Genomic DNA, 18,669 nt, shown 5'->3' with positions numbered 1-18,669 from the left:
CGTAAGCCGTTGATGGTCAGCGGCCGTTGATGGCCGACCAGATTTGCCCGCCCGGCTTGAGGTCGCGGGCGATCTGTTCGGCAGCGCCCTGGCGGGCGGAACCGGCATAGGCGCGGGCGACGTTCTGGGCGTTGGTGTCGGTGCCTGAGCCCTGGCCGTCGGCAACATTGATGGTTTGCTGGATCACCACTTGGTTGCTGCTGGTGCTGCCTGATTGAGCGTTGCCCAGTGCACGCACGCCCAGGGAGCCGTCGGAGCCACGGCTCAGAGGCATGATGGCTTCGGGGCCGGCTTCGCCGAAAAGAGCCATGGGGGCTAACGTTGGGCCAGTGGCGACGGAGTTGGTGAAGGTGCCGCCATTGGCAAAGGCTTGAACACCGTAGTTCCAAGCGCTCCCTTTCGCGTTGTAATGAATACCCGCCGTGTTGAGCTGGGGGTTAAAGGTGTAGCTGTTAGCACCGACACTGGTGGTTGTCGGAGTCGGCGTGCTGCTACCCAACCAGGCACTCACTGCCGAACTGGCCAGCCCGAACAACGAACTCAGTGCACTGGATGCCGCGGTCTTGGCCGCCATCGTGGCCATGTCCTTGAGCACTGACGTGGCGAAATCCGAAAAATTGAATTTGCCTGTGGTGGCGAACATCAGCACCGCCTGGTCCATTTTCTCGAAAGCGCTGGTAAACACTGCCTTCGATTGTTCGGCCGCCGTACCTGCCTTGTTCGAATACTCATCGAACGCACTGTTAGCGCCCTGACGCCAGTCATCAAGCAGCTGCGTCATTTCGGCGAAGTTGCTCTTTACCTGCCGGGCCTTTGCATCGTCCAAAAACGCCATCGCCGCTTCGTCACCCGAAGGCGTGGGTACAGCCTCTGCGTATGGCCCACCCACTGGAAACGTCAGCCCCGCCCGCTCGGTGTAACTGGACTGCGCATCCAACGCGCCAACAAAATCATTCTGCGCCCCCTGGCTCTGCTTGAGCACTTGCACCAGTTGCGCATTTTTCTGGATAAATTTTTCCGCCGCATCCGTGGCCGGGTCATAGGCCCGTTGAAAGCCCTTGAACTGGCCGGACGTGACCTGTAGCGCCGCTGCGGCAGAGGCGCTGACCTTTTTACCGGCGTCCTCGATCTTCTGCTGCATCTCGCGCATGCTGTTTTCGGTAATCCGTGACGCCTTCGCCAGGGCCTGCTCCAGGCTTCCGAGGTTGAGCGTCAGATTACCCTGGGAAGCAGTTGCCATAGGTTTCTCCGGGTCATGGATAAAACCCGTCGAAACGGGTTTCAAAGAAAGTGGCGTCGTCCTTAACGCCACTCGTTCATCGCACGTTCGAGCGACACACCCCGGCGCAGCTCATGGGGCATGAAGTCAATCATCTCGGCCGTGCCGCCGCCCAGCCGGTGGGTCTGCAGCGCTATCAGCGCGCTGCCCGCCTCCAGCCGCCTACCGGCGTGCAGGGAGCCATATCGGTCGATATAGCGTCCCCAGGCCAGGGCTTCGTGATAGGTCATGCGTTCCTTGGCTTCGGCGATCGTGCGGCCGCCCACTCCGTTCAACACCAGTTCGTGCCAGAACTCATCGGCGGCCGTCAGCTCTTTGCGCCGCCACCCTGGGTGCCATTGACCTCATTGACTGCATTGAGGATCACAAACCCCAATGACGGCTCAAGACCGAACGCATCGTCGTAACTCATGGCTTCATCACCCTCGGCACCCAACGACACTGAGGCAGCGAGGTAGCTGGCGTTGCGGCTTTGTGCCGACTCGCCCTGACTGAACAGACGCTCGATCACGCCGAAAGACTGGCGGCGGATGTGCAACGTAAAGGTGTCAGTCACCTCCTTGCCGGTCTTGCTGTCCAGGTGCGTCCAGCTGATGTCTTTCTTTACCGGATGGGCATCGACGATGCCGCCCTTGGCTTTCAGTTGTTTGAGGTTCATGGCATTTCTCAGGCTTTCTTGATCCAGGCGCTGGCGCCGGTGCGTTGGATGGTGACGGTGGTGGTCACGACTGCATTGAGTGCGAAGTTGAACGGGAAGTCCGACACGTAGCCGTCGAACGTGAACCAGGTGCGGGTTGCCGGCAGCTCAAAACCATCGCCCTTGGCGTTGACGGTTGGCAGCACGTCCTTGCCGTCGGACCAGCCCACGGCCCACTTCACGCCGGTATCGCCCTTGGCCTCAGAGAGCTGGTGCAGGCGGATATGGCTGGCGTTGGTCGGGTCGGCGTTCAGGCCCAGGCTCGCTGTGCCAGGGGTGCGCAAACCTTTCTTGTAGCTGCGCTCCTCGGCGTTGAGGCTGGTGTCTTCAATCTGTTCGGCCGGTGCACCACCCGGTTCGAACGAGGTGGCGTGCTCGACTTCCAGCACGGTGTAGGGCCCGGTGCCGGAAACCGGCGGGACGAGGGCAAAGATCTGGGTACCTTGGGTAAGAATCGACATCGAATGTTCTCCATGAACAATAAAAAACCCGCGAAGGCGGGCTGCGGGGTGCAACGGCTGTGTTGCTGCGTACAAGGCAGGTCGAGGCGGGATCAGGGTGCCGGCTTGCCATCCAGGTAAGGCGGCGCATTCGGGTCCGGCTCTCGGCTCTTGATCAGGTCGACCAATGCCTGGTTGCTCTGGGCCAACAGTCGAATGGCCGCGTTAAGCGCCACCTGGCCATCGGTCTGGGTTTGCAGGGCGGCGATCAAACGATTGATCGCGGCCAATTCTTCGTCATTCATAGGCATCCTGGTTCCTGTAGCGAGTCAGTGGTGACGATCAGAACGCCAAACCACCGGCCATGATTGAACTGCAATACCCCGTTGCCGCATCGCCAACTAGGGTCACCTTGGGTAATCGACCAGCGCCCTGCACGTAAACAGGCCAGGTGTCATCCACCACCAGCAACCCTTCGGCAGCCAGCAACGGGTTAGCTTTCTGCGCGTCGAACATGGGCTACTCCAACAGTGGCTTGTATTGATCGGGGTCGTCGATGTTCAAGACGTCCCAGGTAGAGGCAAACAGCGCTCGGCCTGTAGGATCGTTGAGCAACGCCGGTCCGAGGTAGAGGGTTTGAGTGAAAGAAACGCTCCAGGTTTCGTAGCCCGTTGCGGCGGCGGTAGCCATAGAAGGCACGGCAACCATATCCGTCGGTAAATCGCACTGGGACTGAGGCAGGTTCCAGCGGTTGTCCAGCGCCAGATCCATCAGTTGACTGGCCAGGTCACAGGCATCGAACGGCAATGCGCCAGGGGCAACCATGGCTTTGAGCGAAATGGCCAGGACATGGGCCTTGCGGCCTTCGCGGGAGCGAATACCCGGGCCATTGCCTTCAACCGTGATCATCACGCCGTTTTTCTCCAGGTCACTCTGGAAGTCCCGGTGGCTGCCGACCTTGAGGTCCGGAAAGGCCACATGCAGCGCCACGCCGATAGCCTGGGGTAGTTGGGACGGCTTTTCGATAAGGGTCATTTGAGTAGCGTCCTTGCGGTTACGGCGGGTCCTGGCGGGAACCTTGATTGACTCCGATGCGCTTGGCCGCCCAGCGCTCATACAGGCCGATGGCCACGTCGGCGCCGGCCATGGCGGTCAGGCAACCAATGGCGCCGGCAGTCCAGATCGACATACCGGCGGCATAACACAGCATCAGGGCCGAAACCCCGCAGACCATGCAAGCGCCGGACCTGAGCGCCAGACGGCGGATCAGTGACCAGCCGCGGGCGCCCTCCTTGTCGGCACGCCACATCTCGCCGGAAACGCCGCCGACCAAGGCCAATATGATCACCAGCCAGATAGGCATTTCCGCTAACGCTTGTTGTTCGTTTGTCATGTCACGCCTCCTGGCTGAGCACTGAATAGTCCGTTTTTCAATTACACACACTTCGATAGGTAGGCATTCCAAAAAGCCCGGCAGGCCGGGCTTTTCAGTAATGATGTCCTCGGACTTTCGGCGCTGCTGGCGCGGTACGGTCCTTTCCTCACTGTTTTTCCGACCACGATCCCTGTCTGCCGGATAACTGTTTCTGGTGCTTTACGCTGCACACCCGGGTCAGTTGCCAACCCTCTGAACCGTTGAGGCCGGTTCATCGCTGCCTGTTGTTTGCAAAACGGTGTAACTAAAGAGCGTCGGCATCCTTGCCGGTGTTGCCTGGCATCCCTGCCATCGCTCTGATGGCGTCCTTGCCGATGTTGCGTGCCTTCCTTGTCTTCCTTGGCAGCATCCTTGCCGCCTCCACCAGACCTTGTTGGCTGGCTTGAGATGAAGAATATGCATGTATGCATATACAGTCAATGCGCAAATGCATTTATTTTTGGCTCTCGGGATGCACCAACGCATTGAAGGCCTGCAGGCAACGGCTTTGCCGGTTTTCTGAAGACGAAAAAAAGCCCGCTCGTTGGCGGGCTTTGTCTTACGTAAGGAGGTTAGCGGGCATACATGCCCCACCAGAAAACATGACCGAGGATGCTGATCTGCTCATCCTGAATGTCCTGGAAGCTGTAGTCTTCATCCGGATGTTCTTCACGGTTGAAGCTGCGCAGGCGAATCCCGGAAGGCAGGCGGTAGAGCTGTTTAACCCGCAGCTGTCCATTGTGATTGATGGCATACAGGTCACCATCGACGATGTCGCCAATCCCGCTCTTGCCGGCATTTACCCCCACCGTCGCGCCATCGCGCAGTACCGGCAACATACTGTTGCCACGCACCGTCACGCATTTGGCCTGATCGAACTGCACGCCGTTGTGCCGAAGGCTGCGCTTTCCAAAGCGCAGGCTGGCTTTCTCGCTTTCCTCGATGACGAATCTCCCTGATCCAGCAGCTAATTCAACCTCGCGCAGAAAGGGGATCGACACCTCGTCATCATTAACGGGCGTGTCGTCATCCCACAGGCTTATGTCCTTGAGTTCCGAGTGCATCGGGTCGCGTCCATCGTCACGCAACGCCCCGCGCCCGCGCAGGTGGTCGGTGCTGACGCGAAAGTATTCGGCGATGCGCGAGATGTGTTTGTCCGACGGGTCAACGATCTTGCCGTTGAGGATCCGGGATAGTGTGGATTGAGGCACGCCAGTGCGTCGGTGAAGCTCCGTGGGGGAGATCCGATCGCGAGCCAGCAGCTCTTTCAAGACGATAGAAACGGTGCGTTTTTGCATGAACGGGATAGTGACGAGACTTTTCAAAGTTGGCAAATGCTAATTTGCATATTTATGCATTAAAAATTCAATTTCACTTAACCCGAAACAAAATACTGTATATACAACCAGCAACTCACACTTTATTATCCCGCCAGCTTGATATTGCCGCAGAGCGCCACCTTGCTTGTCGACAACTCAGGGCCTATGTATAAAACTCTGTAACATTGTAGCCAGCAAAGACGGGGGTGCTTATGGCTTATTCAGCGCTAGCTGTCGCTAACGCCTTCATTGAACGCGCGAAGGAAGGCAAGCTTTCGGGCCTTACGCCCATGAAGCTTCAAAAACTGCTGTTCTATACGCAGTCCTGGCATCTGCGCGAGCGGGATCAACCGCTCATGGATGACCACTTTGCCCGTTGGCAGTATGGCCCGGTCATTCCATCGCTGTACCATGAGTTGAAATCCTACGGTAATCGCCCGGTGACTTCGCTGCTGAGCAACCTGAAGCCCGACGCCGAAGACATTGTCTTCGTGACACCGAGGGTTCCTGAGAGCGATACCTACACCCATCGTTTGATTGACCGGATCATCAACAAATACGGCAAATGGTCCGGCACCCAGCTGTCCAACCTTTCCCACGAGGACGGCACAGCCTGGGCCCTCAAGGGTGCCGATGGTTCCGCCATCGACTGGGAAGACATGGCAGCACTCATTCATCCAAAGAGCCGCATCCGTGAGTGAAGAACTCGACAACCTGGAACTCACCCTGCCCCCCGTGGCAGGGCCTGACCAGGACTCCCAAGCCGGTGGCGAGCAAGCCATAGGCCCCGACGATGAAAGAAACCAGAATCTCAAAGATCAGAAAGCTGAAAGGCAACTGCGCAAGAAGTACGCGGGGCGTGCGTTTTGGTTTGCTGCCTGCGGTGTGATCTTCTGGGCGGTTCTGTTGGTGTGGAATGGGTGGTCGACGTATTACTCGGGGAAAGCGCCGTTCTCGGACAATGTATTGATTGCTATCACTACCGCGACTTCAATCAATTTGTTTGCGGCGTTTCTTGGGGTGATCAGAGGGTTGTTCCCGGCCAGTGGGCGTAAGTCCAGATAGCCGGTGTCCATGGGTATGATCGCTGGTTTGCCCGCTTGGCGGTCCGGGAAACCCAGTTCCTCTGTCACAACGATTACCTCAATCGACGTAAAATGCCTCTCGAAAGTGTTCAACGAAAGTCTCTACCAGCATTGAGTCACGTTCGTGGTGGGCAAGAACGACCTCGCTTTCACACCCTTCATCACTTATATCAATAGCGTGCAACAAAGTAGCTTTAACCATTGAAACGGGAAGCAGTGCAATACCGAATCCTGCCTGGATCAACAACGACTGTGTCGTTTTCAAAGAATAAACCTGCGCTGACTTCGGAGCAAATCCTGCGCGAGCGCAAAGTTCAAAGGAAAGATAACTAAGCCCTCCGCGTTTTGGGTGGGCTATCGACACGAATGCTTCATCCCGCAACTCAGCAAGTGATATTGAACTTCTTGATGCGAGCGGATGGGTAGAGCCAACGGCAACAACAACTTTCTCACTAAACAGAGGAAGAAGCTTGATATTATTCATTTGATGCAACACCGGCAGCCTGAACAGCCCCGCATCAATACGATTATCAACTAAATTCATTAGTTGTATTTCTGAAGATTCCTCCGACACTTCAATATACACATCTTTCATACGCTCCAGATAAAGCCCAAGCGCATCTTTCAACTTCCCGGTGAGCGGCACCGTGCTGGCATGGCTAAGCCGTAAAGTACCTCGCTGACCATTCCCTACCGAAGTCGCCAGCCGAGCGGCACTATCGACGTCACTCAAGATAACTTTGGCCCTTGGCAAAAAGGCTAGCCCAGCAGGCGTTAGATGTGGCTGCCTTGCGGTGCGCTCAAACAAAAGCGTACCCAGGTTGTTCTCCAGCTCCTTCATTTGTCGACTGAGTGCTGACTGAGCAATAAATAGTCTCTGCGCTGCAACACTGAAGCTTCCATGTTCTGCGATCTCCACAAAATATCGCAACTGCTTCATTGATATCATCATAGCTATGCCAAAATGTGATCAGTAATTTCTTATTTTCATATTAGTAGATTTTTGTTCTGTTGGGTAGGGTTACCAAACATCACGTCATGGACCCACGACAATGCCGGACGCTTTTCTCCACGCCCCTTTCGACAGCGCGACTTTGGCAATAATGTTCGTGACCATCAGCCTGGCCTACATCATTTTTTCTATTGCGGGTTTCGGGACGGCACTGCTAGCGGGGCCTGTGTTGGTAAATTACATGCCTCTGTCGCAAGCGATCCCTCTACTGGTGTTGCTTGACTGCGTGGCTGCATTTGGAAAACTGGCGCGCGCTCATAAGCACGTGGTGCGCATTGAACTCACCAGACTGCTGCCGTTTATGACCCTGGGTAGCGTGGCGGGTATAACGTTGCTGCTCAATACAAAAGCTGACGCATTAATGCTCGCGATGGGCTGCTTCGTAACCTTATATGCCGTGTACACGCTCACAAAACCAATCCGAACCCGACACCTATCTGCGACATGGGCAATGCCCCTGGGCGCCGGCGGCGGACTGTTGGGCGCTTTATTTGGGAGCGGCGGCTTCCTCTACGCGATCTATCTGAACGGCAGAACAAACACTAAAGAGGAAGCGAGCGCCACTCAAAGCACATTGATTGGAATCAGTACGCTGGTACGTATGACCATGCTCACTCTGGCAGGAGCCTATGCCGATCTTGCATTAGTGGTAACTGCCCTCTACTTATTGCCCGCTTTATTGTTGGGACTGTGGGCTGGCGAACACATCTCGTTCAAAATATCTCGCAATACATTCACCAGACTCATAAGTATTATTATATTGACTAGTGGTATTACGCTTGTGTACCGAGCCTGCTTCGGCATCAATTAAATATACTTAAATGCAACTACTCAACACCAACTTCATACAGTGAGACTTGCAATTGAAAAGTGCAAAAGTTCTTCGTGACTTATTAAATTCCGGAAAAACCATTATGGCACCTGGCGTCTATGACGGACTGTCGTCAAGGCTGGTCAGTCTGGCGGGCTTTGACGCTGTGTATGCCAGCGGTGGTGCTATCGCTCGAGCGTCCGGTTATCCGGATATCGGGTTGCTGAGCTTTTCAGAAGTTGTCGAGCGGATCGAGAAAATTGTCGAAGCCAGCGATATTCCCGTTATCGCAGATGCCGACACCGGATTTGGCGGAACTGCCAACGTACAACGTACCGTGAGAGCCTTGGAGCGGATCGGTGTAGCAGCCTTCCATCTGGAAGATCAAACATTCCCTAAACGCTGTGGACACTTGGATAATAAGTCGCTGATTGACGTCGAAGACATGTGTCAAAAAATAAAAGTTGCGCGGGCCAGTTTGCAAGACACTCATTGCCTGGTAATTGCGCGCACCGACGCAATAGCAATTGAGGGTTTCGATGCGGCGCTGGTCAGGGCGCAACGTTATGTTGAGGCGGGTGCCGACATGATTTTTGTAGAAGCGCCGCAGACCCTCGAACAAATTCAGATTATTGCCCAACGGCTTCCTGGGCCAAAGCTCATGAATATGTTCTACGGTGGAAAAACTCCTCTCGTTTCTTTGCCAGTACTTGCAGAACTCGGCTACCAACTTGTCATTGTGCCATCTGATCTGCAACGCGCAGCCATTCACGCTATGCAAAAAACGCTGGCTGAACTGCAGCGCTCAGGGGATAGCCATGCGATGGCGGATGAGTTGACCAGTTTTTCCGAACGCGAGTTGATTGTTCAGACTGCGAAGTTCCTGGCACTCGACAATTTGTAGAACTCAATTCCAGCACGAAGCACGACAAGGAGATGGCATGTTATACAGGGGCGAATGGAACTCTGATGAACTCGATTATCGCGCGCTCGCCGGGCAATGGCACGTGGTTTGTCTGAGTTCGGATGTAGGCGGTGACCAACCCAAAGCGGTGCGCTTACTTGGCGAAGAATTGGTGTTATGGCGAGACGACCAGGGAGAAGTGAATGCCTGGAAGGATTACTGCGGTCATCGGGGTGCAAAACTGTCATTGGGCTGCGTCAAACAGGGGCAGATCGAATGCCCTTATCATGGGTGGCGTTACAGTAGCCAAGGCGAATGCACGTTGGTTCCTGCACATCCGGAGCGAAAAGGCCCCTCATCACAGCGCCTCATTTTTCGCCACTTTGCGCAAGAGCGCTACGGTTACATCTGGGTGAGCCTGGAGGAACCACTGCGACCGCTGCCAGAACTACCCCAGTGGCAAGATGACGACTACCGCAAGGTATTTGCGGGTCCCTACCTTTACAACGCAAACGCGTTGCGCTCCCTCGAAAACTTTATCGATGCGTCACATTTTCCTTTTGTGCATGCCCATCTCAATGGTCTGCCGGACGCGCCTGAACCGCTGAAGCGGTACAACGTGACGGAAGACGAACGTGGTCTGCACTCTTCTGAGATTTGCGTTTTTCAACCGTACGGCGACCATCGCGGGATACCGGTTAACGCCCGCTATACCTATTCGGTGCTGAATCCCACGACTGCCTATTTCGTCAAGAAGACGGGCGAAACGGAGCGCTTCTGTACCTTTTTCAATGCCACTCCGGTCGATGAATCGCAATGCATTATCTGGCTGATAGTCGCCATTAACTTCGGCCAGGATCTCACACTCGAACAGATCCTCTCTCGGCAGAACACTGTTTTCGAACAGGATCGCCGCATTGTTGAATCCCAGCGCCCCGCCCGCCTGCCACTGGACCCACAAGCGGAAATGCATGTAGTCAGTGATCGAATGGGGATTGAGTACCGCCGTTGGATTCGTGCCCTGGGCGAGGCCGCGAGCACCCATCAACCAACGCAGGTCATTGAATCTGTTTCTATCTGACAAGGACGTCAACCATGACTGATTCATCCCTCGACTTTCTTGCACGTCGGGAATCCAATGCCCGGACGTATGCCAGAAACATCCCTAGAGTACTGAGCCAAGGTGCGGGCACTGAGGTTGTCGACAGTGAAGGGCGCCGTTACCTGGATTGCCTTGCATGTGCCGGGGCCCTTCCCCTTGGACACAATCATCCATTTGTACAACAACGTGTCATCGAGTTTTTGCAGTCCGGCCAGTTGCAACAGGCACTCGATATAGCGACCCCGGCCAAGCTGCATTTCGTCCAGGAGCTCTACGAGATACTCCCTCCAGCATTTGCTAAACAAGCGAAGATTCAGTTCTGTGGGCCTACGGGAGCCGACGCCGCCGAGGCTGCCCTGAAACTGTTCAAAATCGCGACGAAACGCCGACCGATCATCGTCTTCCAGGGGGCTTACCACGGGATGACTCATGGCACGCTGGGCATGATGGGCAATCTGGCACCCAAACAAGGGATTAGTGGTCTGCCTGGGGAAGTACACTTTCTGCCCTATCCCTACGTATATCGCAGTCCATTTGGCGCGGGCACCTCTGCGCAAGAGACAGAACGACTCAGTCTGGTTTGCCTGGAAAACGCCCTCAGCGACCCGGAAAGTGGCATTGGAAAACCGGCAATGGTTTTGCTTGAGGCGATACAGGGTGAAGGAGGCTGCATTCCAGCAAGCGCGCACTGGCTGCGCCAGGTGAGGCAAATCACCCAACGGTACGATGTGCCACTGGTTATTGACGAAATCCAAGCCGGTATTGGTCGCAGTGGCGACCTGTTTGCATTTCAGCAGGCGGATATCGTGCCTGACGCCATTCTGCTTTCAAAGGCGATCGGCGGTGGTTATCCACTGTCGGTGTTGCTGTATTTGGATCAGTACGATCAATGGAAGCCCGGCGCACATACCGGTACGTTCCGGGGCAATCAGATCGCATTGGTCAGCGGAGCCGCGACCCTGGAGTTCATCAGAAGAGAAGGACTGCTGGAACATGTCAACGTTGTGGGTGAACAGCTACGTCAAGGCCTGTTGCAGCTTCAGAAACGCTATCCCTGCATCGGTGACGTTCGGGGGCGGGGTTTGATGCTTGGCATGGAGATGATTGAACCGGATGGCAGCGTCGATGCACTCGGTCACCCGCAGGCTGCTGGAGCCATCGCTGCACATGTGAAGCGTGCCTGCCTTAACGAGGGCTTGATTATTGAAACGGGAGGGCGTCATGGCGCAGTGCTGCGCTTCCTCCCGCCACTGGTCATCACCCGCTCTGAAGTCGACCAGGTATTGGAGCGACTTGACCGTGCTCTGGCCTCGCAACGGGTCGGCTCAACTCGATCCACTGAACGTGCTCACCATGGGGAGGTGCAGGCATGAGCACTTCAGAGAAAATTTTCGATGTACTGGGTATCGGATTCGGTCCGGCAAACATCGCATTGGCAATCGCCTTGGAAGAATTGTCTCCAGGCATGAGCGTACAATTTCTCGAGAAGCGCCCAGGCCCAGCGTGGCAGCCAAACATGCTGTTGCCGGGATCGGATATCCAGAATCACCCCCTGCGAGATCTGGTCACTCCGCGCAATCCGCGTAGCCGTTACACCTTCACGAATTTTCTGTTTGAACACGGCCGCCTGTATGAGCACTTGAACCTTCCGTTGCACCATCCCTTGCGTGCGGAATATGCCCAATATATTTCCTGGACTGCTGGTTTCTTTGAGCACATCGTCGCCTACGGTTGTGAAGCGGCATCGGTAGAAGCAGTCCCCTCATCAAATGGAGAAAGTGCCCACTACACAGTGTGCTGCACCGATGGCCGAGTATTTCTTGCACGTTCTCTAGTGCTTGCCCCTGGCCGCACGCCGCACATTCCTGCACCTTTTGCGGACGTCAAAGATCGACGCGTACGCCATTTGAACGACTATATGCCCGCCCTGGCCGAAGCGGTGGCAGCCACCGGTGGACAGTGCCGCATAGCCGTAATCGGCGGCAGTCAGAGTGCCGTAGAGATTCTGCTTCACGCCAGTGGACAGAGCGGCGTTCGAGAGGTCGTGGGGTTTACGCGTAATTTCGGTTATCGCCAGAAGGATACAAGCCCGTTTTCCGATGAGGTCTATTTCCCCTCATTTGTCGACACGTTCCACAACGCCAGTGCAGAACATAAGGCACGGTTACGTCAGGAACTGGTGCATACCAATTACTCGTCGTCAGACATTGATGTCCTGAACCAGCTCTATGTACGTAAGTATGAGCAAATGCTGCAAGGTGAAGGCCTGTTGCAGCTACGAACGTGTGAGGACATGGTTGGCTGTACACCTGCCTCCGATGGGGTGCAAATCGATAGTCGCCAGTATCTTCAAGGGATCATTCATAGCCAATCATTCGACTTGGTTATTCTGGCCACCGGCTTCCTTGACCTGGGCGCCGGAGATCGTCAAGAACCGTTTCCGAGATTACTGGCTTCAATCGCCCGCGAAAATGAAATCGACACCCTGACCATTGCCAGAGATTATCGCGTCGACTTGCGCAACGGCTTACCCACTTACCTCAACGGGCTGTGTGAGTCTTCGCATGGCATGGGGGATGCAGGCTCCTTCAGTTTACTGGCGTTACGCTCGCAAAACATTGTGCAGTCGCTGATCAGCAACCTGGCAGTCAGGGAACAACCCCATGCATAACCAGGTCCTGAGCGAAATGCTGGTGGCGCCTTCTTGCTGGCAAACCCAATTGTCGTGCCGCACCGCTCACGCCGGCCACCTGCCGTTTGAAAGTGATGTCGTGATAGTGGGAGCGGGAATTGGCGGATTAGCGGCGGCCTTACGGGCACTTGAGTCGGGTTGTTCGGTCACTGTGCTTGAAGCCGGGGAAGTGGGCTGCGGGGCAAGCGGTCGGAACTCGGGATTCGTGGTCCCCATACCTTCAAGGCACTCGCCGGCGTCACTCCACCATTTGCTGGGTGAAGATACGGCGCCCTTCCTGGCCGCTCTATGTGAAACAGCGCAGTCTGTTATCGAATACGCCCCATCGGATTTAACGGTGAAAGGCTGGGTACAACCCATGGCTGGGGCTGCAAGAGGGGCGGCAGACGAACTGGTGAAGAACTGGGTACGCCTGGGGGTCAAGGTAGAGTCCATGGAGCCGCAAGCGCTGGAGAATGCTTTAGGGACTTCTGAATATGCCGAAGGCCTCCTCTTCAGCGACGCGGGAGCAATTGACCCCCTCGCATTCGTGCATCGACTGGCAGACACGGTCAACCGCAAAGGTGGCCATATCATCGAACGTTGCAGCGCGGTCGATGTTCGACCGCAGGCACGCTGGGTCAACGTGCAAACTCAGCGGGGTGAAATCAGGGCCGGACGCGTATTTATCGCCGGCAATGCCTATGGTTCTGCCGCCAGCCGCAGGACTCGGCGAGCAATCAGCCCGCTGGCCCTGACGCTTGCGACGTTCGCCATACCGCAGGTGTGCCATGGCGAACGGCTGCTGCCATTTTCCGACAACCGCAAGGACATGTGGTTTGCACGCCGCCTGGGGCCCGCAACGCTGCTGACGGGTTGCTTCGCGTTACCGCTTCAGCGCTCTGCCAGGTGCAGTGCATTGCTTCAGGATCGCATCAAGCGTCTCTACGGCATCGTGGCGCAAGCACCAGAGCAACAGTGGGCCGGTTGGGTAGGCCTCACTCCAGACGGTATGCCGAGGATTCACCATGACGACCGAATCATGGGATGGAGTGGCTGTAACGGTCGAGGCATCGCACTTTCAATGCTGATGGGGCAAACGTTGATGGATCGGCTGTGCGGGATCAACGGCCTACGTCTACCGCTTTCATCAGGTACTTTCAGGACAGGTAACGCCCTGACTTGGCTGGCGCAAATGGTCATCGCACTTGATCGCCGAAAGCAACGTCGCACCGTGCTCGCGTCCTGACCTTATCTACCCAATTCGAGTACATACCATGTCCGTATGCCCCTTTCATTACCCTCAGTACCGTTCTACAGACCCGGAAATGATCAATCGTTTCATTGATGTTTTTCCACTGGCAATGATCACATCGCACAAGCACGGACAATTTCTTTGTAGCCACATTCCGCTATGGCGCCAACCGGATGGGTCGTTGTTCGGACATGTCGATGGTAATAACCCACAGTTCAAAGGCGAACAGCATCTGAGTGCTCAAATCGTCTTTATGGGCCCATCGGCTTACATACCGCCACACGCTTACGTCTCGCGCCAACTTCCGACGTGGAATTACCTTGCCGTTCACATGCAGGCGACCATTACGGTGGTGGACGCTCCAGACCAAACACTGGAAATCCTCGAGCAAACCGCGAAACGGTTATCGAAGCAGGCCTCTGACTATCAGGTCGACAAGCGGGATCCGAGGGTGATATCCAATCTTCCACACATCTTGGGGTTGGTCATACGGCCGGAAACGATCGAAGGGCGCTTTAAACTCTCCCAAGACAAATCCTCACCGGACACGTCAGCCGCTCTGCACTGGTTACTCGACAACCAAACGCACGATCATGCCGAGTTACTGAAAGAACTCCTGCACGCCACTACCCAGCCGCATTCAAACTGAGGTCAGTATGCCCATCGTTAGAGTAGAAGACCCTGTACACCGGGACGCCGATACCCAGCACGCCATCATCGATACGATCTACAACTGCTTGAAATCGGTATTCAAGGTCAGTGACGAAGAGCTCCAGGCACGCTATGTCTGCTACGACAAGAACGCCTTTCGTTCTCCAGGAGATCGCCACGAGTTCATCCACATTGAAATCACGCTGTTCAAAGGGCGCAAACTCGAAACCAAGCGCCAGCTCTATGAATTGATCAGTAACCGTATCGCTGCGCAGCTCGGTATTTCGGCACATGCAGTGTTGATACTGCTGGTCGAGCAAGAGCCCGAGAACTGGGGTATGCGTGGCGGAGTACCGGCGAGCGAAATCGACTTTGGCTATGCTATTTCCATTTGATATCGTCGCGCTTTTGCGGCGATAGCCTAGGGCGTATACAGGCCTGTTCAGCTTTGAGCTATCTGCCGCCTGCCCTGACCCGACATTTGTTTTTACCTGGCCGTTTGCAACCTGCGAACGGCCGACCTCGCGTGTTAACCTTGCGCCCATCGCAACAAATGCTGGGCCAAGCGCCCCCTTTGCCCCATCACTTCAATGAATTTGCCTACTACCCAATGAGTAAAAACACCTCCGATCTGTCCTCTCACACGCCAATGATGCAGCAGTACTGGCGCCTGAAAAACCAGCACCCTGATCAGTTGATGTTCTATCGCATGGGCGACTTCTACGAGATCTTCTATGAAGACGCGAAGAAGGCCGCCAAGCTGCTGGATATCACCCTGACCGCGCGCGGGCAGTCGGCGGGGCAGTCGATTCCGATGTGTGGGATTCCTTACCATTCTCTGGAAGGCTACCTGGTCAAGCTGGTGAAGCTGGGCGAGTCGGTGGTGATCTGTGAGCAGATCGGTGACCCGGCCACCAGTAAGGGGCCAGTGGAACGGCAGGTAGTCCGCATTATTACGCCGGGCACGGTGAGCGATGAGGCGTTGCTGGATGAGCGGCGCGATAACCTGATCGCTGCGGTGTTGGGCGATGAGCGTTTGTTCGGCCTGTCGGTGCTGGATATCACCAGCGGCAACTTCAGCGTGCTGGAGATCAAGGGTTGGGAGAACCTGCTGGCGGAGCTGGAGCGTATCAATCCGGTGGAGTTGTTGATTCCGGATGATTGGCCCAAGGACTTGCCGGCGGAGAAGCGCCGTGGGACCAAGCGCCGTGCACCGTGGGATTTCGAGCGTGATTCGGCGCTGAAAAGTTTGTGCCAGCAATTCTCCGTACAGGACCTCAAGGGCTTTGGCTGTGAGACCTTGACGCTGGCCATCGGCGCTGCCGGCTGCCTGCTCAGCTACGCCAAGGAAACCCAGCGCACGGCCCTACCGCACTTGCGCAGCCTGCGGCATGAGCGGCTGGACGATACCGTGGTGCTGGATGGCGCCAGCCGTCGCAACCTGGAACTGGATACCAACCTGGCGGGCGGACGCGACAACACGCTGCAATCGGTGGTCGACCGCTGCCAGACAGCCATGGGCAGCCGCTTGCTGACGCGTTGGTTGAACCGTCCGCTGCGGGATTTGACCGTCCTTCAGGCACGTCAGACCTCTATTACCTGCCTGCTTGACGGCTATCGCTTTGAAAAGCTGCAGCCGCAACTCAAAGAAATCGGCGATATCGAGCGCATCCTCGCGCGGATCGGCCTGCGTAACGCGCGGCCCCGTGACCTGGCGCGTCTGCGGGATGCGTTGAGCGCACTGCCGCAACTGCAAGTGGCGATGACCGAACTGGACACGCCGCACCTGCAACAGCTTGCAGTCACCGCTGGCACATACCCGGACCTCGCGGCGCTGCTGGAAAAAGCCATCATTGATAACCCGCCAGCGATCATCCGTGACGGCGGTGTATTGAAAACCGGTTACGACAGCGAGCTGGATGAGCTGCAATCGCTGAGTGAAAACGCTGGCCAGTTCCTGATTGACCTGGAGGCCCGCGAAAAAGCTCGCACCGGGCTGGCCAACCTGAAGGTCGGCTACAACCGTGTACACGGCTACTTTATTGAGCTGCCGAGCAAGCAAGCTGAGTCGGCGCCTATCGACTATCAACGTCGCCAGACGCTCAAGGGCGCCGAGCGTTTTATCACCCCGGAGCTCAAAGCGTTCGAAGACAAGGCGCTGTCGGCCAAAAGCCGCGCCCTGGCTCGGGAAAAGATGCTCTACGAAGCCTTGCTCGAGGACTTGATCAGCCGCCTGGCGCCGCTGCAGGACACCGCTGCCGCCCTGGCGGAACTGGACGTGCTGAGCAACCTGGCCGAACGTGCGCTGAACCTGGACCTCAACTGCCCGCGTTTTGTCAGCGAGCCGTGCATGCGCATCGTGCAAGGACGCCACCCGGTGGTGGAGCAGGTGTTGACCACGCCATTCGTCGCCAACGACCTGTCGCTGGACGACGACACCCGCATGCTGGTGATTACCGGCCCGAACATGGGCGGTAAATCCACCTATATGCGCCAGACCGCGCTGATCGTGCTGCTGGCACACATCGGCAGCTTCGTACCAGCGGCCAGTTGCGAGCTGTCCCTGGTGGACCGGATTTTTACCCGGATCGGTTCCAGTGACGACCTGGCCGGTGGGCGCTCGACGTTTATGGTGGAAATGAGCGAAACCGCAAACATCCTGCATAACGCCACCGACCGCAGCCTGGTGTTGATGGACGAAGTGGGCCGCGGCACCAGCACGTTCGACGGCCTGTCGCTGGCATGGGCGGCGGCCGAACGTCTGGCGCATCTGCGCGCTTATACGCTGTTTGCCACTCACTATTTCGAACTGACCGTGTTACCGGAAAGCGAGTCGCTGGTAGCCAACGTGCACCTCAATGCCACCGAGCACAACGAGCGCATCGTGTTCCTGCACCATGTACTGCCTGGTCCGGCCAGCCAGAGTTATGGCTTGGCGGTCGCGCAGTTGGCCGGCGTGCCCAATGATGTGATCGCCCGCGCCCGCGAACACCTCAGCCGCCTGGAAACCACGGCCCTGCCCCATGAAACCGTAGTTGCCAGCCCTGCCAAGGCCAGCAGGAAACCCGCCGCGCCGCACCAGAGCGACCTGTTCGCCAGCCTGCCCCATCCGGTACTCGATGAGCTGGCCAAGCTCGACCTGGATGACCTGACGCCGCGCAAAGCGCTCGAAATGTTATATGCACTGAAGACTCGGATATAACGCACACGCGTGCAAGCTGGTAGACTCTCGCGCGGTTTGGGATGCTGCAGGCTTTTAGCCTGGCCTGCAGACTATCGCTCCCGAACCTCGCGAGCCCTGCCACACAGGGTTTCGCTGCCGCCGCCTGAGGAGAAAATTAGAAATGACCTTCGTCGTCACCGACAACTGCATCAAGTGCAAGTACACCGACTGCGTAGAAGTGTGTCCGGTGGACTGCTTCTACGAAGGCCCGAACTTCCTGGTCATCCACCCGGACGAGTGCATTGACTGCGCCCTGTGTGAACCGGAATGCCCGGCTAACGCCATCTTCTCTGAAGATGAAGTACCTGCGGGTATGGAAAACTTCATTGAGTTGAATGCCGAGTTGGCGGACATCTGGCCGAACATCACGGAAAGAAAAGACGCGCTGCCCGATGCAGAAGAATGGGATGGCAAAACCGGCAAGATTGCAGATCTCGAACGCTGATAGCAGCGTCGTTGCCAAAAAAGGCCCTTTGCGGGCCTTTTTTGCGTTTTCATGTAGCCGTTTTCACTTTTCTACAGGCGAAAAAAGGGGCGGTATGACCCGCCCACATTTTTTCCCTAGTCCCTTTAATCCTTTTCATCGTCCTGATGAATCGCATCCTGCGACATTCCTTCAAACCACCGTTCCTTGATGGCTGTGCCAATCCGTGGACACAGGGCTGATGTTAGAGCCTCCCAGGATAAGTTCAACGGGATCCAAACGGATGGCGGCCAACCAGCGATGCTCAAGCGACATTAAATAATTGTTTTATTTCAAGCAGTTAGAAATATCGCTCGAAGATTCGAGACGCTCGTTCCCGGTA

The 18,669-nt window shown here is 56.2% G+C and carries 22 protein-coding genes; 12 read left to right on the top strand and 10 right to left on the bottom strand.

Annotated features, from left to right (window positions below; all coding sequences use genetic code 11):
- Positions 1-16: 16 nt before the first annotated feature.
- The 9 genes from MRY17_RS05710 to MRY17_RS05670 form a co-directional block, all read right to left on the bottom strand.
- The gene (locus MRY17_RS05710; RefSeq protein ID WP_243353417.1) at positions 17-1,240 is read right to left on the bottom strand and encodes a phage tail tape measure C-terminal domain-containing protein; all 1,224 of its coding nucleotides are present in this window, start codon (positions 1,238-1,240) and stop codon (positions 17-19) included.
- 62 nt (positions 1,241-1,302) lie between these two features.
- On the bottom strand, positions 1,303-1,557 hold the full coding sequence (locus MRY17_RS05705; RefSeq protein ID WP_078802591.1) for a hypothetical protein: 255 nt from the start codon (positions 1,555-1,557) through the stop codon (positions 1,303-1,305).
- 29 nt (positions 1,558-1,586) lie between these two features.
- Positions 1,587-1,937 carry a phage tail assembly chaperone family protein, TAC gene (locus tag MRY17_RS05700; RefSeq protein WP_243353416.1) on the bottom strand — a complete coding sequence of 117 codons (351 nt, stop codon included), beginning with the start codon at positions 1,935-1,937 and terminating at the stop codon, positions 1,587-1,589.
- An 8-nt stretch (positions 1,938-1,945) separates the two neighbouring features.
- Positions 1,946-2,437: a phage tail tube protein gene (locus tag MRY17_RS05695; protein ID WP_032893279.1), complete on the bottom strand. Its 492-nt coding sequence runs from the start codon at positions 2,435-2,437 to the stop codon at positions 1,946-1,948.
- Between the two features lie 92 nt (positions 2,438-2,529).
- A complete protein-coding gene (locus MRY17_RS05690) occupies positions 2,530-2,727 on the bottom strand; it encodes a hypothetical protein (protein ID WP_228391189.1) in 198 nt (65 codons plus the stop codon).
- Positions 2,728-2,758: 31 nt separating this feature from the next.
- Complete coding sequence (locus MRY17_RS05685) at positions 2,759-2,932, bottom strand: hypothetical protein (protein ID WP_243353415.1); 174 nt, start codon at positions 2,930-2,932, stop codon at positions 2,759-2,761.
- A 3-nt stretch (positions 2,933-2,935) separates the two neighbouring features.
- A complete protein-coding gene (locus MRY17_RS05680) occupies positions 2,936-3,451 on the bottom strand; it encodes a hypothetical protein (protein WP_243353414.1) in 516 nt (171 codons plus the stop codon).
- A gap of 19 nt (positions 3,452-3,470) precedes the next feature.
- Positions 3,471-3,809 carry a phage holin family protein gene (locus tag MRY17_RS05675; protein ID WP_181284129.1) on the bottom strand — a complete coding sequence of 113 codons (339 nt, stop codon included), beginning with the start codon at positions 3,807-3,809 and terminating at the stop codon, positions 3,471-3,473.
- A 593-nt stretch (positions 3,810-4,402) separates the two neighbouring features.
- Positions 4,403-5,128, bottom strand: a complete 726-nt coding sequence (locus MRY17_RS05670) for a LexA family transcriptional regulator (protein ID WP_181284130.1) — start codon at positions 5,126-5,128, stop codon at positions 4,403-4,405.
- A 233-nt stretch (positions 5,129-5,361) separates the two neighbouring features.
- On the opposite strand from MRY17_RS05670, the gene MRY17_RS05665 reads away from it, so the two are divergent.
- Both MRY17_RS05665 and MRY17_RS05660 read left to right on the top strand, forming a co-directional pair.
- Entirely contained in the window at positions 5,362-5,850 is a 489-nt protein-coding gene (locus tag MRY17_RS05665; protein WP_065951834.1) for a Panacea domain-containing protein, read from the top strand.
- Positions 5,843-6,214, top strand: a complete 372-nt coding sequence (locus tag MRY17_RS05660) for a hypothetical protein (RefSeq protein ID WP_181284131.1) — start codon at positions 5,843-5,845, stop codon at positions 6,212-6,214. The genes MRY17_RS05665 and MRY17_RS05660 overlap by 8 nt, the downstream gene beginning before the upstream one ends.
- Positions 6,215-6,292: 78 nt before the next feature.
- Here MRY17_RS05660 and MRY17_RS05655 read toward each other — a convergent pair whose 3' ends face one another.
- The gene (locus MRY17_RS05655) at positions 6,293-7,183 is read right to left on the bottom strand and encodes a LysR family transcriptional regulator (protein WP_181284180.1); all 891 of its coding nucleotides are present in this window, start codon (positions 7,181-7,183) and stop codon (positions 6,293-6,295) included.
- Between the two features lie 103 nt (positions 7,184-7,286).
- On the opposite strand from MRY17_RS05655, the gene MRY17_RS05650 reads away from it, so the two are divergent.
- From MRY17_RS05650 to fdxA, 10 genes are all read left to right on the top strand, one after another.
- Positions 7,287-8,057, top strand: a complete 771-nt coding sequence (locus MRY17_RS05650) for a sulfite exporter TauE/SafE family protein (RefSeq protein WP_181284132.1) — start codon at positions 7,287-7,289, stop codon at positions 8,055-8,057.
- Between the two features lie 52 nt (positions 8,058-8,109).
- Positions 8,110-8,961, top strand: coding sequence for an isocitrate lyase/PEP mutase family protein (locus tag MRY17_RS05645; protein ID WP_181284133.1), 852 nt, complete (start codon positions 8,110-8,112; stop codon positions 8,959-8,961).
- A gap of 37 nt (positions 8,962-8,998) precedes the next feature.
- Positions 8,999-10,042 carry an aromatic ring-hydroxylating oxygenase subunit alpha gene (locus tag MRY17_RS05640; protein WP_181284134.1) on the top strand — a complete coding sequence of 348 codons (1,044 nt, stop codon included), beginning with the start codon at positions 8,999-9,001 and terminating at the stop codon, positions 10,040-10,042.
- 14 nt (positions 10,043-10,056) lie between these two features.
- Positions 10,057-11,436: a diaminobutyrate--2-oxoglutarate transaminase family protein gene (locus MRY17_RS05635; protein WP_243353413.1), complete on the top strand. Its 1,380-nt coding sequence runs from the start codon at positions 10,057-10,059 to the stop codon at positions 11,434-11,436.
- Positions 11,433-12,734 (top strand): SidA/IucD/PvdA family monooxygenase, encoded by a 1,302-nt coding sequence (locus MRY17_RS05630; protein ID WP_181284136.1) that lies wholly within the window; start codon positions 11,433-11,435, stop codon positions 12,732-12,734. Before MRY17_RS05635 ends, MRY17_RS05630 begins: the two co-directional genes overlap by 4 nt.
- Complete coding sequence (locus MRY17_RS05625) at positions 12,727-13,983, top strand: NAD(P)/FAD-dependent oxidoreductase (RefSeq protein ID WP_191951548.1); 1,257 nt, start codon at positions 12,727-12,729, stop codon at positions 13,981-13,983. Before MRY17_RS05630 ends, MRY17_RS05625 begins: the two co-directional genes overlap by 8 nt.
- 28 nt (positions 13,984-14,011) lie before the next feature.
- Positions 14,012-14,638, top strand: coding sequence for an FMN-binding negative transcriptional regulator (locus MRY17_RS05620; RefSeq protein WP_258232387.1), 627 nt, complete (start codon positions 14,012-14,014; stop codon positions 14,636-14,638).
- Positions 14,639-14,645: 7 nt separating this feature from the next.
- Positions 14,646-15,035: a tautomerase family protein gene (locus tag MRY17_RS05615; RefSeq protein WP_181284139.1), complete on the top strand. Its 390-nt coding sequence runs from the start codon at positions 14,646-14,648 to the stop codon at positions 15,033-15,035.
- Between the two features lie 215 nt (positions 15,036-15,250).
- Positions 15,251-17,842, top strand: coding sequence for a DNA mismatch repair protein MutS (mutS, locus tag MRY17_RS05610; protein ID WP_243353412.1), 2,592 nt, complete (start codon positions 15,251-15,253; stop codon positions 17,840-17,842).
- Positions 17,843-17,984: 142 nt separating this feature from the next.
- Complete coding sequence (gene fdxA, locus MRY17_RS05605; RefSeq protein WP_093463395.1) at positions 17,985-18,308, top strand: ferredoxin FdxA; 324 nt, start codon at positions 17,985-17,987, stop codon at positions 18,306-18,308.
- Positions 18,309-18,669: the final 361 nt, after the last annotated feature.

Source organism: Pseudomonas orientalis (assembly GCF_022807995.1).
GTDB lineage: Bacteria > Pseudomonadota > Gammaproteobacteria > Pseudomonadales > Pseudomonadaceae > Aquipseudomonas > Aquipseudomonas orientalis_B.
The sequence above is the reverse complement of the archived record's forward strand: the minus strand, read 5'-3'. Positions and strand labels throughout refer to the sequence as shown.

Bases quoted from the DNA above. Each gene is read 5' to 3' on its own strand.
- MRY17_RS05710 (WP_243353417.1), bottom strand. From the start codon at position 1,240: ATGGCAACTGCTTCCCAGGGTAATCTGACGCTCAACCTCGGAAGCCTG.
- MRY17_RS05700 (WP_243353416.1), bottom strand. From the start codon at position 1,937: ATGAACCTCAAACAACTGAAAGCCAAGGGCGGCATCGTCGATGCCCAT.
- MRY17_RS05695 (WP_032893279.1), bottom strand. From the start codon at position 2,437: ATGTCGATTCTTACCCAAGGTACCCAGATCTTTGCCCTCGTCCCGCCG.
- MRY17_RS05690 (WP_228391189.1), bottom strand. From the start codon at position 2,727: ATGCCTATGAATGACGAAGAATTGGCCGCGATCAATCGTTTGATCGCC.
- MRY17_RS05685 (WP_243353415.1), bottom strand. From the start codon at position 2,932: ATGTTCGACGCGCAGAAAGCTAACCCGTTGCTGGCTGCCGAAGGGTTG.
- MRY17_RS05680 (WP_243353414.1), bottom strand. From the start codon at position 3,451: ATGACCCTTATCGAAAAGCCGTCCCAACTACCCCAGGCTATCGGCGTG.
- MRY17_RS05675 (WP_181284129.1), bottom strand. From the start codon at position 3,809: ATGACAAACGAACAACAAGCGTTAGCGGAAATGCCTATCTGGCTGGTG.
- MRY17_RS05670 (WP_181284130.1), bottom strand. From the start codon at position 5,128: ATGCAAAAACGCACCGTTTCTATCGTCTTGAAAGAGCTGCTGGCTCGC.
- MRY17_RS05665 (WP_065951834.1), top strand. From the start codon at position 5,362: ATGGCTTATTCAGCGCTAGCTGTCGCTAACGCCTTCATTGAACGCGCG.
- MRY17_RS05655 (WP_181284180.1), bottom strand. From the start codon at position 7,183: ATGATATCAATGAAGCAGTTGCGATATTTTGTGGAGATCGCAGAACAT.
- MRY17_RS05650 (WP_181284132.1), top strand. From the start codon at position 7,287: ATGCCGGACGCTTTTCTCCACGCCCCTTTCGACAGCGCGACTTTGGCA.
- MRY17_RS05640 (WP_181284134.1), top strand. From the start codon at position 8,999: ATGTTATACAGGGGCGAATGGAACTCTGATGAACTCGATTATCGCGCG.
- MRY17_RS05635 (WP_243353413.1), top strand. From the start codon at position 10,057: ATGACTGATTCATCCCTCGACTTTCTTGCACGTCGGGAATCCAATGCC.
- MRY17_RS05630 (WP_181284136.1), top strand. From the start codon at position 11,433: ATGAGCACTTCAGAGAAAATTTTCGATGTACTGGGTATCGGATTCGGT.
- MRY17_RS05625 (WP_191951548.1), top strand. From the start codon at position 12,727: ATGCATAACCAGGTCCTGAGCGAAATGCTGGTGGCGCCTTCTTGCTGG.
- MRY17_RS05620 (WP_258232387.1), top strand. From the start codon at position 14,012: ATGTCCGTATGCCCCTTTCATTACCCTCAGTACCGTTCTACAGACCCG.
- MRY17_RS05615 (WP_181284139.1), top strand. From the start codon at position 14,646: ATGCCCATCGTTAGAGTAGAAGACCCTGTACACCGGGACGCCGATACC.
- mutS (WP_243353412.1), top strand. From the start codon at position 15,251: ATGAGTAAAAACACCTCCGATCTGTCCTCTCACACGCCAATGATGCAG.
- fdxA (WP_093463395.1), top strand. From the start codon at position 17,985: ATGACCTTCGTCGTCACCGACAACTGCATCAAGTGCAAGTACACCGAC.